General features: G+C 66.3%; 15 protein-coding genes. 8 read left to right on the plus strand and 7 right to left on the minus strand.

All coding sequences use genetic code 11. The features are described 5' to 3' along the window. Genes CAL13_RS02220 through CAL13_RS02245 form a run of 6 tightly spaced genes read left to right on the plus strand, consistent with a single transcriptional unit; the run spans position 1 to position 4,418 of the window. The gene (locus CAL13_RS02220) at positions 1 to 669 is read left to right on the plus strand and encodes a 3-oxoacid CoA-transferase subunit A (protein WP_086071376.1); all 669 of its coding nucleotides are present in this window, start codon (positions 1 to 3) and stop codon (positions 667 to 669) included. Then, positions 666 to 1,376 (plus strand): 3-oxoacid CoA-transferase subunit B, encoded by a 711-nt coding sequence (locus CAL13_RS02225; RefSeq protein ID WP_086071377.1) that lies wholly within the window; start codon positions 666 to 668, stop codon positions 1,374 to 1,376. Before CAL13_RS02220 ends, CAL13_RS02225 begins: the two co-directional genes overlap by 4 nt. 2 nt (positions 1,377 to 1,378) lie before the next feature. Beyond that, positions 1,379 to 2,353 carry an NAD(P)H-dependent flavin oxidoreductase gene (locus tag CAL13_RS02230; protein ID WP_198297707.1) on the plus strand — a complete coding sequence of 325 codons (975 nt, stop codon included), beginning with the start codon at positions 1,379 to 1,381 and terminating at the stop codon, positions 2,351 to 2,353. A gap of 16 nt (positions 2,354 to 2,369) precedes the next feature. Then, positions 2,370 to 2,834: a MaoC family dehydratase gene (locus CAL13_RS02235; protein ID WP_198297895.1), complete on the plus strand. Its 465-nt coding sequence runs from the start codon at positions 2,370 to 2,372 to the stop codon at positions 2,832 to 2,834. 2 nt (positions 2,835 to 2,836) lie between these two features. Next, a complete protein-coding gene (locus CAL13_RS02240) occupies positions 2,837 to 3,259 on the plus strand; it encodes a Zn-ribbon domain-containing OB-fold protein (RefSeq protein WP_086071378.1) in 423 nt (140 codons plus the stop codon). After that, entirely contained in the window at positions 3,252 to 4,418 is a 1,167-nt protein-coding gene (locus CAL13_RS02245; protein WP_086071379.1) for a thiolase, read from the plus strand. The genes CAL13_RS02240 and CAL13_RS02245 overlap by 8 nt, the downstream gene beginning before the upstream one ends. Before the next feature lie 77 nt (positions 4,419 to 4,495). Here CAL13_RS02245 and CAL13_RS02250 read toward each other — a convergent pair whose 3' ends face one another. The 3 genes from CAL13_RS02250 to CAL13_RS02260 all read right to left on the minus strand — a co-directional run bounded on the left by CAL13_RS02250 (position 4,496) and on the right by CAL13_RS02260 (position 8,633). After that, positions 4,496 to 6,937 (minus strand): TonB-dependent receptor, encoded by a 2,442-nt coding sequence (locus CAL13_RS02250; protein ID WP_086071380.1) that lies wholly within the window; start codon positions 6,935 to 6,937, stop codon positions 4,496 to 4,498. A gap of 125 nt (positions 6,938 to 7,062) precedes the next feature. Beyond that, positions 7,063 to 8,106: a FecR domain-containing protein gene (locus CAL13_RS02255; RefSeq protein ID WP_086071381.1), complete on the minus strand. Its 1,044-nt coding sequence runs from the start codon at positions 8,104 to 8,106 to the stop codon at positions 7,063 to 7,065. Next, positions 8,103 to 8,633, minus strand: coding sequence for a sigma-70 family RNA polymerase sigma factor (locus tag CAL13_RS02260; RefSeq protein WP_086071382.1), 531 nt, complete (start codon positions 8,631 to 8,633; stop codon positions 8,103 to 8,105). Before CAL13_RS02260 ends, CAL13_RS02255 begins: the two co-directional genes overlap by 4 nt. A 258-nt stretch (positions 8,634 to 8,891) precedes the next feature. Here CAL13_RS02260 and CAL13_RS02265 point away from each other — a divergent pair, with 258 nt between their 5' ends. Further along, positions 8,892 to 9,521 carry a glutathione S-transferase family protein gene (locus tag CAL13_RS02265; protein WP_198297896.1) on the plus strand — a complete coding sequence of 210 codons (630 nt, stop codon included), beginning with the start codon at positions 8,892 to 8,894 and terminating at the stop codon, positions 9,519 to 9,521. Between the two features lie 52 nt (positions 9,522 to 9,573). Here the strand turns inward: CAL13_RS02265 and CAL13_RS02270 are convergent, their stop codons facing one another. After that, positions 9,574 to 10,362, minus strand: coding sequence for a hypothetical protein (locus CAL13_RS02270; RefSeq protein WP_086071384.1), 789 nt, complete (start codon positions 10,360 to 10,362; stop codon positions 9,574 to 9,576). A 195-nt stretch (positions 10,363 to 10,557) separates the two neighbouring features. Between CAL13_RS02270 and CAL13_RS02275 the strand changes: the two genes are divergently transcribed. Next, entirely contained in the window at positions 10,558 to 11,025 is a 468-nt protein-coding gene (locus tag CAL13_RS02275; protein WP_232467741.1) for a GNAT family N-acetyltransferase, read from the plus strand. A 20-nt stretch (positions 11,026 to 11,045) separates the two neighbouring features. Here CAL13_RS02275 and CAL13_RS02280 read toward each other — a convergent pair whose 3' ends face one another. From CAL13_RS02280 to CAL13_RS02290, 3 genes are all read right to left on the minus strand, one after another. Next, positions 11,046 to 11,612: an SAM-dependent methyltransferase gene (locus CAL13_RS02280; protein WP_086055947.1), complete on the minus strand. Its 567-nt coding sequence runs from the start codon at positions 11,610 to 11,612 to the stop codon at positions 11,046 to 11,048. 93 nt (positions 11,613 to 11,705) lie between these two features. Next, entirely contained in the window at positions 11,706 to 13,100 is a 1,395-nt protein-coding gene (locus CAL13_RS02285) for an APC family permease (RefSeq protein ID WP_086071386.1), read from the minus strand. Positions 13,101 to 13,295: 195 nt separating this feature from the next. Further along, complete coding sequence (locus tag CAL13_RS02290) at positions 13,296 to 14,078, minus strand: hypothetical protein (protein WP_086055949.1); 783 nt, start codon at positions 14,076 to 14,078, stop codon at positions 13,296 to 13,298. Positions 14,079 to 14,370: the final 292 nt, after the last annotated feature.

The following is a 14,370-nucleotide window of genomic DNA, read 5'->3' on the forward strand; positions in this document are numbered from 1 at the left end:
ATGATCGATAAACGCGTCAAACACATCGCGGACGCCGTCGCGGGCATCAAGGACGGCGACGTGCTGCTGGTGGGCGGCTTCGGCTCCTCGGGCCGGCCCGCCGAACTCATGCAAGGCGTGCTGGAGCTGGGCGTGCGCGACCTGACCATCGTCGCGAACAACGCCACGATCGGCCCGGACATCATGGGCGAACTGATGCGGGCCGGCCGTATACGAAAAATGGTGTGCTCGTTCCCGCGCGGCCTGCAGGGCAAGACCATCTTCGACGAGCTGTATGCCGCGGGCAAGATCGAGCTGGAACTGGTGCCGCAAGGAACCCTGGCCGAACGCATCCGTGCCGGCGCCGCGGGCATCGCCGGATTCTTCACTCGGACGGCGGCCGGAACGCGGCTGGCCGAAGGCAAGGAGACCCGCATCATCGACGGCCAGGAATACGTACTGGAAGCGCCCTTGCGCGGCGACGTCGCCCTGATCAAGGCATTGCGCGGCGACCGCTGGGGCAACCTGGTCTATCACCGCGGCGCCCGCATCAACAACCCCGTGATGGCCGGCGCGGCGAGACTCGCCGTCGCGCAGGTCAGCGAAATCGTCGAGCTGGGCGCCCTGGACCCGGAGCACATCGTTACGCCCGCCAATTTCATCGACCGGCTCGTGGAGGTCCCGCAATGATCAAAGGACTTAGCCGCCAGGAAATGGCGCGTGTCGCGGCGCAGGACATTCCGGAAGGCAGCTGCGTCAACCTGGGCATCGGCGTGCCCACGCTGATCGCCGACTACGTGCCGGCCGGACGCGAGCTGCTGCTGCACAGCGAGCAGGGCCTGCTGGGTCTGGGACCGGCGGCCGCGCCGGGCGAGGAGGATCCCGATGTGCTGAACGCCGGCAAGCAATTCGTGACGCTGCTGCCGGGCGCTTCGGTATTCAGTCACAGCGATTCCTTCCTGATGGTGCGCGGCGGCCATATCGACATTGCCTGCCTGGGCGCCTTCCAGGTTGCCGCGAACGGAGACCTGGCCAACTGGAGCACCGATGCGCCGGGGCAGATACCCGGGGTGGGCGGCGCGATGGACCTGGCCGCCGGCGCGGCGCAGGTGTGGGTGCTGATGGAGCATTGCCAGAAGTCGGGCGAGCCCCGCATCCTGGAGCGATGCACCTATCCGCTGACCGCGGCCGGCTGCGTCGACCGCGTGTACACGGACCTGGCCATGATCGAGGTTACGCCCGCCGGACTGGTGGTTGCGCGCATCGCCGACGGCCTCGATTTTTCAACCCTGCAATCGCTGACCGCCGCGCCGCTGACGCTCAGCCCCGATTGCCAGCCTTATCGTCCGGCCATGGACGAACCGGCCGCGGCCCGCGCGGCGCCAAAAGGAGTTTGACGGTGCAAACCGCTATCACCCGACTGTTCGGCATCGAGCACCCCATCGTTCAGGGCGGCATGCAATGGGTCGCCCGCGCCGAGCTGGTGGCCGCCGTATCGAATGCCGGCGCGCTGGGCGTGCTGACGGCCTTGACTCAACCCAGCCCCCAGGCGTTGCGCGAAGAAATTGCACGCGTGCGCTCGCTGACGGACCGCCCCTTCGCCGTGAACCTGACCTTCCTTCCCACGCTGAAGCCGGTGCCGTACGAGGCTTACCGCGACGCCATCATCGAAAGCGGCGTCAAGATCGTGGAGACGGCGGGCAACAACCCGGCCGCCCACATGCCGGCCTTCAAGGCTGCGGGCGTCAAGGTCATCCATAAATGCACCACGCCGCGCCATGCGCAGAAGGCCGAGCAGATCGGCGTGGACGCCGTCAGCATCGACGGCTTCGAATGCGCGGGCCACGTGGGAGAGGACGACATTCCGGGCCTGATCCTGATCCCCGCCACGGTGGCGAAGGTCGGCATTCCGGTCATTGCGTCCGGCGGCTTCGGCGACGCGCGCGGCCTGGTGGCCGCCCTCGCGCTGGGCGCGGAAGGCATCAACATGGGCACGCGGTTCATGTGCACGCGCGAATCGCCGGTGCACGAGAACATCAAGCGAACCATCGTCGCGAACACTGAGGCCGATACCTGCCTGATTCTGCGCAGTTTGCGCAACAGCAGCCGCGTCGCGCGCACGGCGCTTGCCCGCAGCGTGATTGAAATGGAAAAGGCGGGCGCGGGCATCGAGCAGATCGGTCCCAAGGTCGCCGGCGGCAAGGGCCGGCGGGTCTACGAGGAAGGCGATGTGGAAGAAGGTATCTGGACGGTCGGCATGGTGCAGGGCCTGATCCATGACATCCCGAGCTGCGACGAACTGGTGCGGCGCATCGTCGGGGAAGCCGAAACCCTCGTGCGCGGGCGGCTCGAAAACCTGCTCGCGACGGCGTGAACGAAGGAGAATCGAAATGCTGGAAGTGAATACCCCTTATGACCTGGAGCCCTATGTGGGCAAGCTGCTGGGCACCAGCGACTGGCTGGAGATAGATCAGGCCCGCATCGACGCCTTTGCCCAGGTCTCCGGCGACGACAATTGGATTCACGTCGACGTGGAGCGTGCGCGCCGCGAGTTGCCGGGCGGCAAGACCATCGCGCACGGCATGCTGACGCTGTCGCTGGTGACCTATCTGGGCGCGGATATCTGCCGCGTCCGTGAGCGCGCGCGGGGCATCAACTACGGCTCGAACAAGGTGCGCTTCACAGCGCCGGTGCAATGCGGGGCGCGCATCCGCCTGCACCGGACACTGGAGCGCTACGAACCCGTCGAAGGCGGCGTGCGGCTGACTTTCGGCAATCGCATGGAAATCGAGGGCGTCGAGCGGCCGGCCATGGTGGCCGAGACGATCTCGCTCATGTACGCGAAGGGACACTGACGATGAATGCCCAAACTGCGGCCGCGGGGGCGGCGCGATCGCCCTACGCCGTCTACCTGGAGCACCTGAAGGCGGGGCGGCTGGCTTACCAGTACAGCACCGTCGCCGGCAGGCCGGTCTTTTTCCCCCGGGTCCTGTGCCCCTACACCGGGTTGGATTGCCTGGAATGGCGGACCAGCGGCGGCATGGGCACCGTCTACAGCACTTCGGTCGTTTACCCGCGCAAGGGCGATCCCTACAACGTCGCCCTGATCGACTGCGATGAGGGCTTTCGCCTGATGAGCCGGGTCGAAGGCGTCGCGCCGCTGGACGTGGCCATCGGCATGCGCGTGCGATTCGAGACGCACGCGGCGGAATCGGACGATGACGATCCCTATCCCATCTTCAGACCGCTGCAGGCGGCCGGTGGTGCCAGCAATGACTGACTTGAATCCCATTCTGCATCGAGGACGCGCCGCCATCGTGGGCGCCGCGGAATCCGACCTGGGCGAGGTCGGGCCGGGCTTCTCCGCGCTGGACCTGATGGCGCAGGGCGTGCAGCGCGCGCTCGCCGACAGCGGCCTGGGCCTGCGCGACGTCGACGGCCTGTTCTGCGCGACGACGCAGAGCCGCATGGCCGGCCTGGCGCTGGCCGAGTACCTGAACCTGCCTGAGGCCTATATCGATTCCACCTCCACCGGCGGCTCTTCCTTCATGGGGCATCTGGCGCGCGCCGTGCAGGCGGTGGAGGCCGGGATTTGCAAGGTGGCCGTGGTGGCATACGGCAGCACGCAGCGGTCGCTCGGCCGCAAGAACACCAGTCCGCCGGAACGCAATCCTTACGAAGCGCCTTTCAAGCCTTTTCTGCCGCCCACCGCTTATGCGCTGGCGGCGGCCCGGCACATGCACGAATTCGGCACGACCCGCGAACAGCTTGCCGAGGTCGCGGTCGCGGCGCGGCAGTGGGCGCTGCGCAATCCCGTTGCGTGGGAAAAGGAACCGCTGACAGTGGAGCAGGTGTTGGCATCGCGCATGGTCAGCCACCCGTTGACGATACGCGATTGCTGCCTGGTGTCCGATGGCGGCGGCGCCATCGTCGTGACGTCGGCCGAGCGCGCGCGCAGGTTGCCCAAGCCGCCCGTGCATCTGCTGGGCGCGGGCCATGTCACGACGCACCTGACCATCTCCAATATGCCGAACCTGGTCGAGACGGGCGCGCGGCGCGCCGGCGAAATCGCGTACGCGCAAGCGGGCGTCGGACCGCGGGACATCGACGTCGTGGGCGTGTACGACGCGTTCACCATCAATACCATCCTCTTCCTGGAAGACCTGGGCTTCTGCGCCAAGGGCGAGGGCGGCGCTTTCGTCAGCGGGGGCAATATCGCGCCCGGGGGCAGCCTGCCCGTAAACACCAATGGCGGCGGGCTGTCGTACTGCCATCCCGGCATGTACGGCCTGTTTCTGTTGATCGAAGCCGTCCGGCAACTGCGCGGCGAATGCGGGGACCGGCAGGTGCCCGGCGCGGAAATCGCGCTGGCGCACGGCAATGGCGCGGTGCTGTCGTCCCAGTACACGGTCATCCTGGGCGGCGCGGAAACGGCATAGCGCGCGTCCGCCCGCCATCTTGCTGGCGGGCGGACAGCGGCCGGGACCGGCGGCCGGGCCGGCGCCAACCGAGCCCCTCAGAAGTCGATCTGCGCCGACAGCAGCACCGTGCGGGGTGCGGCGGGCGTCACGTAGCTGCCGCTGACCAGCCAGTAGTCCTTGCCGAACAGGTTCTCGATGTTGGCGCGCAATATCACAGACTTGCCCATGACCTCGGTCATGTACCGCGCGCCCACGTCGTAGCGCGTCCACGAGGGCACCTTCACGGTGTTGGCGGCGTCGTAGTAGGTCGAGGACGTATGGATGACGCGCGCATTCAGGCTAAGGCCGTCCACCCAGGGCGTGTCCCAGTCCACTCCCAGGTTCCAGGTGTTGTCCGGCACCCCGTTGGCATCGTTGCCGTCATTCATGCCGCCCGCCGTATGGGTCAGCTTGGCGTCGAAAAACGTCGTGCTGGCCATCACGCGCAGACCGCGCACCACTTCCCCGTAGGCGGACAGTTCCAGGCCGCGATTGCGCTGCTCGCCGCCGTAGCTGAAGACGTTCGTGACCGGGTCTGTCTGGGAATTCGGCTTCTTGATCTGGAACACCGATGCGGTGGTGACGACGCTGCCCCAATCCACCTTGACGCCGGCCTCGTACTGCTTGGATTTGTACGGCGCGAACGCCTGGCCGGCGTTTGCCGTGCCGATCGGCGCAACGTCGCCCCGCGTCAGCCCCGAGGTGAAGTTGCCGTACAGCGATACGTTGGACCAGGGCTTGAAGACGATGCCGGCCAGGGGCGACACCGCGTCTTCGTCATAGGACGAGGTGCGGGCGCCTGTCAGCGTGTCATAGTTGTCGAGCTCGACCCGCTGGTGGCGCAGGCCGCCGGTGATCAACAGGCGGTCGTTGGCGAAGGACAACGTATCGGCCAGCGCGATGCTCGACAGCGTGGTTTCCGAGGCCTTGCTGGGCGAAATCCGTTCAGCGGTGACCGGCGGCAGCGGCGACGGATGGTAGATGTTGGACGGGACGGTGGTATCCGAGGTGATGTAGGCGTTGCCCTGTTCCTGATGCAGCCGGTTGGCGGCCAGGCTCACGGTATGGCCGACCCCGAACGTGTCGAAGCGCGCCCGCGCGCCGATCTCGCCCGTGGAGGTCTTGCTGTACGAGTCGTAGTAGGCATTGAGGACATCGAAGTTGCCGCGTTCGTCCGCACTGGCCCACGGGAAGGTCTGGTCCGCCGATCCATAGCGATACCCCGCGGCGCCATAAACGGTGATGTGCTCGTTGACGTCGTATTCCAGCCGCGTCATCGCAGCCGAATCCTGCAGCTTCAGCTTCGTGCCCGGGAAGAAATTGCGGTGGCCCGACGGCGCGGACGGCAAGGATCCGATGCCAGGCTGGAAGCCGATCTGCGGGCGGAAATTGTCGATATCCTCGCGCGTGTCATAGGCATCCAGCGACCAGCGCAGCGCCTTGCCGCGATAGTCCAGACCGACGGCGCCGACCGTTTGCTGGTTGTTGCCTTTGTCGATGGCGGTCGCGCCGTCGCGGTAGACGCCGTTGACGCGGATGCCCCAGGCGTTGTCCTCGCCGAAGCGCCGGCCCACGTCGAACTGGCCGCCGAGCCTGCCCTTGCTTTCGTAGGTGGTGGTCAGGCGCGTCAGGGGATCGTCGCCGGCGCGCTTGGTCACGATATTGATGCCCCCGCCGATGCTGCCGTTCGGCGGAATGCCGTACATCAGCGTGCCCGGTCCTTTCAAAACTTCCACGCGTTCCATGATGGCTGCGGGCATCCGGCTGGACGAGGTCAGGCCGTACAAGCCGTTCAAGCCGATATCGCTGCTGCTCACGGTGAAGCCGCGGATCTGGAAGTCCTCGCCGAAGCCGCCGCTGGATGTCAGCGTCCGTACCGAGGACTCGTTGACGACCACGTCGGCGAGCGTGCGGGCCTGGATGTCTTCCAGCGCCTGTTCGGTGTAGTTGGTGGTGCTGAAGGGCACATCCATCGCGTCGGATGTGCCGAGCAGGCCCAGACCGCCGCCGGTCGCCACCTGGCCGCCCGCGTAGGGCGCGGGCAGGGCCGGATCCGCCGCGGCGCTGACGGTCACGGTGGGCAGTTGCACGGCCGAGGCCGCCGCAGCCGCGCCGGCGTCCGCCGGCGCGTTCAAAACATAGCCGCCGTTCGATTGCTCGATGGCCTGGATCCCCGTGCCCGCGAGCAGTGCGTCCAGGCCGCCCTGCACGGTAAAGCCGCCCTGCAGGCCGGCGCTTTGCCGGCCCTGCGCGATCTCCGGCCGGAAGGACAGCATGATTCCCGATTCGCGGCCGAAGCGGTTCAGCGCATCTTCCAGCGTGCCCGGGGGGATGTCGTAGTGGCGTGTAGCCGCGCCCTGGGCATGGGCAGCCGGCGCAAGGGCCGCGCCAACCGGAACCGCGAGGGCGCCAAGGCAGATGCGCCCCGCCACCCATGCGGAGGCGGTGCGGCGAAATAGGGCGCGCGGGTGGCGCGCGGGCGCAAAAACGTGATTCATAAGTGGCCTTTCGTGCGGATTGTGGAGTGACGCTTTCAATCCCATGACACGCGAAAAACCAAAAGGGATCAGTCCGCAGCAAATAATTCCGGCCGGCCGCTCCGGCGGCCATCGTACGGCTGGGCTCAGATGCGCTGCGCAGCGGGAACCGGGGTCAGGCGGACAGCCTTGCCACCCCAGAAACGGGAACGGATTTCGATGCGCACGCCCAGCGTCGTTCCGACATTGCGCAGCACCTTATCGATACTGGCGATCGGAAACGAACCGGATACCCGAACGCCGGCGATGGCCGGGTCGCAGGAAAGGGCGTCGGATGTGTAGCGGCCCAGTTCGGCCAGGAAATCGTCCAGCCGCATGCCGCGCGCCACGATGAAGCCGTCCCGCCATGCAATCACGGATTCGTCGGCCCTGGATGGCGGGTCCACGGTCCGCGAGCTGTAGCGCGTGCCGAACCCCGCCCGCACGACAAGGCTTGCACCCGGGTTGTCCCGGGGCCGCACTTCGACCGCGCCTTCGAAGACATCGAGCGCCGTGCCGCCATCGAACCGCCTGACCCGGTAGACGGTGCCCAACGCCCGCGCCATGCCTTCTGCCGTCTCCACCAGGAAAGGCCGGGCGTTGGGCGAGGAGTCCGCCGCCGTGGCGATGACGATTTCGCCTGCGAGCAATGCCACTCGGCGTTGTGCCGCATCGAAGCGGACGTCGATGGCGCTATCGGTGTTGAGCAGCACGCGCGTGCCGTCTTCCAGGACCCATGTGCGGCGCTCGCCGACGCCCGTGCGATAGTCGGAGGCCCACTGGCGCCAGGGCGCGAAGGCTTCCACGCCCCACGCCGCGGCGCCGCCCGCGATCATCACCGCCATCGCCTTGACCGCGCGGCGGCGATGCGGAGCGGGCGGGGGCGCCAGTGTCGCCTGTGCCACCGCGGCGTTGAAGGGCGACGCCAGCGGCTCCAGGCGGCAGCGTACCGATTCGATGCGCTGCCAGGCCCGCTCATGGTCGGGATGCTCTGTGCGCCAGCGTTGCCATGCTTCCTTGATGGCGGGACAGCCGCCGTCGTCCTGCAATGCCAGCAGCCATTCCAGCGCGCGTTCGGCCACCTCCGGAGGCACTTGCGCGGCGTCCGGCGTGGCGCGGTACCACGGCGAGGCGGGCGGGAAGGAGGTCATCCCGCAAACGACGTGAAGGAAAGATCGGCGAAATAGCAGCGCTGCAAGGCCTTGACGATGTAGCGCTTGACCGTCGGGATGGAAACGCCCAGCGCGCCAGCTACCTGGGCATGGGTCCGGCCGTCCAGCTGCGAAAGCAGAAAAGCATGCCGCACGATGGCGGGCAGGCCGTCCAGCAGCCGGTCGAGCTCGATCAGCGTTTCGAGCAGGATGGCGCGTGTTTCCGGCGACATCGCCATTTCTATTGGCGCCTGGGCCAGCGCTTCCAGGTAGGCCCGCTCCAGCTTTTCACGGCGCCAGTGGTTGGAGACCAGGCGCTGAGCCACGGTGGTCAGGAAGGCGCGCGGCTCCTCCAGCCCGGCCGGCACACGGTCGCTGGTCAGCAGGCGGATGAAGGTGTCGTGCGCCAGGTCGGCCGCCTGTTCCGCATTGCCAAGGCGGCGATGCAGCCAGCTCCTGAGCCAGGAGTGGTGATCGCTGTAAAGCGATTCGACATTGGAAGGGATAAGTAGTCCCGGGGTCCGCAAGATCGCGCCTTTCGATCGGGCCGCCGCCGGACGCCGGGTTTGACGCCAGTCAGGTCGACACGGCTTACTACAAATAATAATCGTTATTATTTAACGTGCGCGCGGGCGCCTTGTCAACCCTGCCAGAGGGCAAATTCCCGTTAACATGCCACGGGCTCGCCATGGCGCATGGCCCGGATCCAGCAATCCGCGGACCGCTCTGCCGATCCCTCGCCGCGGCGCGGACATGCCGCCTGTCCTCTATAGGTATCGCCGATCATGAAGTTCTACTTCTCGCCTGGATCCTGTGCGCTTGCCGTGCATATCGCGCTGGAGGAAGCGGGCGCAAACTACGAAGCGCAACGCGTGCACTTCGACCGCGACGAGCAGCGTTCGCCGGAATATCTGCGGATCAATCCGCTGGGCAGGGTCCCGGTGCTGGAAACGCCGCGCGGCGTGCTGACGGAAGTGCCGGCCATACTCGGTTATATCGCCGCGTCATACCCGGAAGCCGCCCTGGCGCCCGCCGATGCCTTCGATCTGGCCAGGATGCAATCGTTCAATGCTTTCCTGTCGTCCAGCGTGCACGTCGCCTATGCGCATCATTCGCGTCCTTACCGCTGGTCTGACGACGAGGCCTGCCGTGCGAGCATGGCGGCCAAGGCCGTCGGCAATCTGGCCGATCTGTTCGGCATCATCGAACGCCATCGCCTGGCGGGTCCGTGGGTCATGGGGGATCAGTACACCGTCGCCGACCCTTATCTTTACATCATGACGCGTTGGCTGGCGAAGCTTGCGGGCGGGCTGGCGCGTTTTCCGGACGTGGCGGCGCACCACGCCCGCATGAATACGCGCCCCGCGGTGCAGCGCGCGCTGCAATTGCAGGGGTTGGAAGCGGTCGCCGGCTGAAGCGTCCGCCAGCGTGGGCGGCATTGCAGCTCGCGCCAATCACGGCTCGCACTCAATGCAAGTTGAACACCCAGCAGCGCAAACTTTTCTGCGAGATCCGGCTGTTCACGACACGCACACCGAGGAAATGCGGATAGCGGCTTTTTTTCAGCTCTTCGCGCAGCTCCGGCGTCAATTGCACGGCGTCGTGCCTATCGGACAGCACGGTGGCCAGATGGCGGAAATTCAAGGCCAGGAAGCGCTCCTTGCGCCGGGCGTGGTTGACTTCGGTCACGCGGTCCAGGATGGTGTTCCAGAACCGCTCCAGACGGGGCGACGCGGCAACGCGGACCCCGATGGGAAATCGGCAAAGCTCGCCCAGTTGCGCGCGCAGGATTTCCTTTTCGATCTCGCTGCCCTCGCTGCGCAACGCATCGGACAGATAGGCTATCTGCGTTTCCAGGCGGCGGAACTGCCGCTTGAGCGAGGCGGCGTCCGTGTCGTCGCGCGAGCTTGCCACGCGCTCGCCCCAGTATTCGAGCAATGTCGGGAAGCCTTCGTGGCGCAGCACCGCGATCCGGCGGCGCAGCGCGGGATCGGCATGACGGTCCGCAAGCCGATCCAGCCAAAGCAGCAGGCCGGCTACGGGCATCAAAGGCGCGCTGGCATAAAGCCCGACTTTGGGATCGCGCTTCAAAAGTTCGCGCAGGTCCGGGTCGTTCGAGATATGGCGCAGCTCGTTCCAGCTGTCCAGCTCCATGGCTTGCAGCAGACCGGGCATCGCCGCCAGGACCGTTGTGCCGTCGTGAATGCAAGGGATAGTGATGTCGGCGAAAGGGGTATCGACGTATTGATGGGACATCGCACGCTCCATTTGGGACGATGGCGTTCCGATGGACGCTCATTCGGTCTGCCGGCGCAGCGGCTTTGCCGTGCCTTGCGGCGATAATCTGCGGCCAGGCTTGAAGCAATGCTAGTGAGCGGGCAGGTCCCTCTGCCTTTAGCTTTGCGTTGAAGCGTTTTGATATATGGAGCGATGTCGCCGTGGAGGCTCGCATTGGATAAAGCGTTTGCATTGACGTTCCGGCCCGCAACGCCGGCCGACGTTCCCGCGCTGCTGGCGCTGCGGCGCGCCACCATGGGCGCGCACCTGGAGCGCGCGAATGCGCCGCGCGATGAAGCCGCGCTGCTCGCGCGCGTGAACTACCGCCTGGAAGACGCGCTGCTGGTGTACGAGGGTGAGGAACTGGCGGGCCTGTTCAAGGTGTCGCGAACGCCCGGTGAATGGAAGCTGATCCAAGTGCAGATCGCGCCGCACCGGCAGGGGCAGGGCCTGGGCGGGCACCTGGTGCGCGGCCTGCAGGCGGAAGCCGCCGCGGCCGGCTGCGCGATCGTGCTGGACGTGTTGAAGGACAATCCGGCGCGGCGGTTGTACGAACGCTGCGGTTTCGTCGTGGTGGGCGAGACCGAGCTGGAGTACGAGATGCGTTGGAGACCTCGAGGCGCCGAAGCCACGAAGCCCTGAGGCCCGAGTTCTTTCGCTTATCAGTGGCCCGGCACGGTCCAGAAATAGATCATGCGCCCATCGACGGTGAGCGTTTTCTCGGGCGCCCAATCGCCCATATCGAAGGCGTGCGACACGATGCGTGTGCCCGGCTTCAACTTCAGCAGCATGGGCTTCAGCTTCAGATTCAGCGACGGCAGCAGGTACAGGCTGATCACCGTTGCCTGGGAAAGATCCTGCTGGAAAAGGTCGGCTTGCTCGAACCGCACCTTGTCCGTGACGCCTGCCTTTTGCGCGTTCGCGCGCGCCTCCTGGATGCGCTGAGGATCGATATCGATGCCGACGCCGCGAGTGCCGAATCGTTTTGCCGCGGTGATCGGGATGCGGCCGTCGCCCGATCCAAGGTCGTAGAGCACGTCTTTCGGCCCGACCTTGGCGACGTCCAGCATGGCGTCGACCACGTTCTGCGGCGTCGGCACGAATATGACGTCCGGCGCCCGGGCTGGGCGCGACGCCGTTTCCGCCGATTGCGCGGACGGCATCGCCGCGTGCGTCAGCAGGACGAAGCCCAGCAATGCGGCTGTCCACGATCGTCTGGCTATGCGCATGATGCAGCTCCTCGAAGAAACCGGGGTTGGGAATGGGGCGCGCCGGCAGCCGCTGTGTGTGGCGGCGTGCGCGCTGCGAGACGCTCGAGTGCGTCAGGCATGGCGCGCCCCGGGCGATGCGTTACGCGATCTCCACGCCAGCACCAGCGCGCCGAGCGCCAGGACCGCCAGCCCGGCGGCGGCGCCGATTCCCGTGTGGCGCACGCTGGCATACAGGAGATAGCCGCTGGTGATGCAGAAAAGCAGGGGCGTGAGAGGATAAAGCGGCACGCTGAAGGGACGTGGCGCCGCCGGGGCGCGCCGCCGCAGCACGAACAGCGCGATGCCCGTGAGCACGAAGAACAGCCAGAACACCGGCGCGGTGTACTCCACCATGGTGGCGAAGCCGCTGCGTGTCGCTGCGCCCAGGCCGACCAGGGCCAGCGCTATGGCGCCCTGGACCAGCAAGGCATGGGTCGGCGTATGGTGGCGCATGTCCCAGCGGCCGAGATAGGCGAACATCGGTTCGTCGCGCCCGAAGGCGTAGGTGGTTCGCGCGCCGGTCAATATGGTGGCGTTGGCCGAAGTCAGCGCCGACACCGCGATCAGCGCGCTGATGATCCGTGCGCCGTTTTCGCCGAGCACCGCGCGCAGCGCGTCGGCCGCCACGGCGTTCGAACCCGCCATGCCCGCCACGCCCAGGACTTTCGCGTATGCCAGGTTCACCAGCAGATACACCGCCGTGACCAGCGCCAGGCTCCAGAACAGCGCTCGCGGCAGGCTGCGGCGCGGTCCCACGACTTCGGCGGACACGTAAGCCGCCTCGTTCCAGCCGCCGTAGGTCAGCATCACGAAGATCAGCACCAGTCCCCAGTTGGTGGCGGACGCCGTGCCGGGCTGCGCGATGTTGCCCTCCGTCGATGGTCCCCCGAGCAGCAGCCCCGCCACGATGATGAAGACCACGCCCCCGACCTCGAACAGCGTCAGGACATTCTGCGTCCATTTGCCAGCCCGCAATCCAACGACGTTCAGCAGCGTCAGGACGACCACTGTCAGCGCGGCGTAGATTGCCGGGGAATAGGGACCGAGGCGAAAAATCTGCGTGGCATAGTCGCCGAACACGTAGCCCAGCAGCGCAATGGAACCGGTGGGAATGACCGTCAGGCGCGCCCATGCGAACAGGAAGCCGACTTTGTCGCCGAACGCCTTGCGCAGATAGTGATAGTCGCCGCCCGCGTCGGGATACGAGGTGGCCAGTTCGGCATAGCACATCGCTCCAGCCAGCGAGATCAGGCCGCCCACAGCCCAGGCGATCAGGATGTGGTTGAGGCTGGCCGCGTTTGCTGCGATCAGGGCGGGCGCGCTGAAAATCCCCGCGCCGATGACGATGCCGACCACAAGCGCCATGACGTCAAGGGTGGAAAGCAGGGGCAGTGGCCTGTCGGCCGGAAGGGAAGCAGCGGAATCAGCGGACGAGGAAGAGGAAGACGCGTCGCGCACGTAAGCCATCCATGACCGTAAGAGGAACGGGCAAGGCCTGTATAAGACGACGCCTTACCACATCGCTAGGCATGGTAGCACCGCATGCTCGAAATTTAAGCCTTTCGTCAGAAACAAAACGTGAGCCCGACTTCTTTCCCAAGGTAGACCGCGCCGGTGAATCCCATGCGGGCGGATCCGATGGCGACGTCGCGGCGCTTCCGGCTAGAAGCGTATGCCGAGGCCCAGATACAGGCCAGCCGTCTTCATGTTGTACAGGAAGTCGTTCGTCTCGTACTTCATGCTGATGATGCGATAGCCGAACTTGCCGACCATGGATTTACTGAAGTCGTAGTTCGTGCCTGCGATCAACTGCCAGGAATAGTCACTGCCGCCGGTGCCGGCGTCGGCATAGCCGATGAGCCGCCATCTGTCCGTCAGCGCATACGACGCCCGTACGCCGATGAAGCCGTCGGTCCAGTCTGTGCTCCGGCTGCGGTTGGCGCCTGCCGGCAGGATTCGGCTGTCGGGGAAGTCGAGGTCGCCTTTCAGGTACACATATCGGATGCCCGCGAGGACATCCACGGGCGTCCTCTCGTTGTCCACGACGCGGTAGGCGCCGGCGGTCTGCAAGATGGTTTGCTGCAGCGTCGCGTCCACCGATCCCCCAAGGCCGCGGGCCAGCGGGCGGGAGCGTTGGCTTACCTTCACGTACATCGCGTCGAACAGGATGCCCCATCGGCCTTTGCGGGCTTCGAAGGTGCCCATCGCGCCGAAGTCCAGATCGTCCCAGATCTCGGAGAAATCGGTGTCTATGCGGACCGTCGGGGTGCGGGCGCCGACGCGCCCCCATCCGTTCATGCCAGCCGCCCAGAAATACGGCGTCAGCTCGAACTGCCAGTCATTGCGATTCGCGGCGTCCTGCGCGGTGGCGGGCATCGCCGCGGCAAGCGCGGCAATTGCGCCCAATAGCCTCGGCACGGTATGCCGCGCGTACGACTTCTCCATGGCCAGCCTCCTGGTAGTGAACCGGGGGGCGGACCGCAACACGGATGGCCCGCCTGGAATGCTTTGCGCAGTGTAGGAGGCCGGCCCAGCCTGGGTCAGCCGTGATTTACCCGACCTTAGGCCTTATGGGGGAAAGTCCGTCGTTGCCCGGTCGTGGCCCATCGTCGTAGCGCCGCCGCTGGGAAGGCCGCGGGACTATGGCTGTTTGCGTATTGGCGCCGCAGGCGCGGGGGAATATCCTCCGAACATCCGAACATGACGGTCGCTCGTCGCACTTCGCGCGCATGCCGCC

Origin of the sequence: Bordetella genomosp. 9 (assembly GCF_002119725.1) — a bacterium.
Lineage (GTDB): Bacteria > Pseudomonadota > Gammaproteobacteria > Burkholderiales > Burkholderiaceae_B > Bordetella_C.